Origin of the sequence: Agromyces binzhouensis (genome assembly GCF_004135055.1) — a bacterium.
In the GTDB taxonomy this organism is placed as follows: domain Bacteria; phylum Actinomycetota; class Actinomycetes; order Actinomycetales; family Microbacteriaceae; genus Agromyces; species Agromyces binzhouensis.
The window spans coordinates 1-2,317 of the sequence record NZ_SDPL01000458.1 but is presented as its reverse complement, the minus strand read 5'-3'; the positions used below and the strand labels follow the sequence as shown (position 1 = coordinate 2,317).

The 2,317-nt window shown below is 72.9% G+C and carries 2 protein-coding genes; both read left to right on the top strand.

All coding sequences use genetic code 11. The annotated features are described in order from the left end of the window. Window positions 1–36 precede the first annotated feature (36 nt). Window positions 37–1,905 (top strand): ABC transporter ATP-binding protein, encoded by a 1,869-nt coding sequence (locus ESO86_RS15630; protein WP_129235789.1) that lies wholly within the window; start codon window positions 37–39, stop codon window positions 1,903–1,905. 143 nt (window positions 1,906–2,048) lie between these two features. Then, window positions 2,049–2,317, top strand: a 269-nt coding sequence (locus ESO86_RS15625) for a hypothetical protein (RefSeq protein WP_165308022.1), incomplete at its 3' end; no start/stop codon positions are given.

Sequence of the window (2,317 nt, the reverse complement as noted above, 5' to 3'; positions counted from 1 at the left end):
GGCGCCGACGCCGCGGCCGACGGACCCTCGCGGCCGGTGCGCCGCATCCCGTTCGGCCGTCGCGGCGAGACCCCGGCCGGCCCGCGTGCGACCTTCCGGCAGCTCCTCCCGTTCATCTTCGAGCACCGGCCGGTGCTCATCGTCGTCGCCGTGCTCTCCGTCATCGGCGCGATCGCGAGCCTCGCGCAGCCGCTGCTCGTGGGTCGCGTCATCACCATCGTCGAGGCCGGCGATCCGCTCGACGGCATCGTCTGGGCCCTCGTCGCCCTCGTCGTCGTGAGCGCGGTCATCACGGGCTACCAGCACTACCTGCTACAGCGCACGGGCGAGGGCGTCGTGCTCTCGAGCCGTCGACGCCTCATCGCGAAGATCCTCCACCTTCCGATCGCCGAGTTCGACACGCGCCGGACCGGCGACCTCGTCTCGCGGGTCGGCAGCGACACGACCATGCTGCGCGCCGTGCTCACCCAGGGGCTCGTCGAGGCCGTCGGCGGTGCCGTCACGTTCGTCGGCGCGATCATCGCGATGCTCGTCATCGACCCGGTCCTCCTCGGCCTCACGGTCCTCGTCATCACGGTCGCGATCACGACCGTGACCCTGCTCTCCGCCCGGGTGCGCGAAGCGTCGCACGCCGCGCAGGCGAAGGTCGGCGACGTGGCGGCATCCGTCGAGCGGGCGATCACCTCGGTCCGCACGATCCGCGCCGCCGGCGCGACCGAGCGCGAGGTACGCGACGTCGAGGTCCAGGCCGAGGGCGCATGGGAGATGGGCGTCAAGGTCGCGCGGGTCTCGGCGCTCATCGTGCCCATCGCGGGCATCGCCATGCAGGTGTCGTTCCTCGTCGTGCTCGGCGTCGGCGGATTCCGGGTCGCGTCGGGCGCGATCACGATCGCCGACCTCGTCGCCTTCATCCTGTTCCTGTTCATGATGATCCTGCCCCTCGGGCAGGCCTTCGGCGCGATCACGTCGGTCAACCAGGCGCTCGGCGCACTCGGTCGCATCCAGGAGATCCTCGACCTCCCCGACGAGGACGCGCACGACCGGCAGCTCGCCGCGCGAGCCGTCATGGTCGGTCCGGCCAACGAGGGCCTGCTGCCGGATGCCGCGGCCGTCGAGTTCGACGACGTGCACTTCGCGTACGCGCTCACCCGTCCGTCCGATCCGGCCGACCCGGGCAACGAGTCGCCCGACGAGCACCTGCCCGAACCCGACGTGATCGAGCGCCAGCCGGTGCTCCGAGGGGTCTCCTTCAGCGTTCCGCGCGGGCGGCGCATCGCGCTCGTCGGGCCATCGGGGGCGGGCAAGTCCACGATCCTCGCGCTCATCGAGCGCTTCTACGACCCGAGCGTCGGCACCGTGCGCCTCGGCGGACTCGACCTCCGCTCGCTCGACCGCACCGAGCTCCGCGCCCAGATCGGATACGTCGAGCAGGACGCACCGGTCCTCGCGGGCACCCTGCGCGACAACCTGAAGCTCGGCAGCCCCGACGCGACCGACGCCGAGTGCGAGCACGTGCTCCAGGCCGTGAACCTGGGCACGGTGCTCGAGCGCGACCCGGCCGGCCTCGACGCGCAGGTCGGGGAGAACGGCATCATGCTCTCCGGCGGCGAGCGCCAGCGCCTCGCGATCGCGCGAGCCCTCCTCGCCGCGCCGCCGATCCTGCTCCTCGACGAGTCGACGTCCTCGCTCGACGGCGTGAACGAGCGGATGATGCGCGAGGCGATCGACGCGGTCGCCGCCGGGCGCACGCTCATCGTCATCGCGCATCGACTCTCCACGGTCGTGGACTCCGACCGCATCGTGGTCGTCGAAGCGGGCCGGGTCATCGGCGAGGGCACGCACCACGAACTCGTCGAGACCGTGCCGCTCTACCGCGAGCTCGCCGAGCACCAGCTGCTGGTCTGAGCAGGGGAATCCCACGACCTCGGATTCAGGGTCACCCCCCACCCCGCCCCGGGGCCTGCGCGGATGCCGCGGGCCCCGGCGCGTCCGTACCGTGTCCTCATCGCGTTTCCGGCGCGCACGCGCCACCCACCCGGAGGACCATCATGACCTTGCTCGACGCTCCCAGGACCGCTGCCCGCGGCGCGACGACCGTGCGCGACCTCGCCGCGCTCCTCGCGACCCCCGCCACCGTCGAGGACGAGGCCCCGGCCTCGCCCGAGCCGACGTTCGACGCACTCCGCTCGCGCCTCCAGTCCTGGTTGCGCGAGTGGGACACCCAGCGCCTGCCCGCCTTCGAGCAGGCGCGCTCGGTCGCCCCGGCCGGCGAGCGCCCGACCTCGCTCCGGGCCGCGCCGACGCGGACCGACGGCGA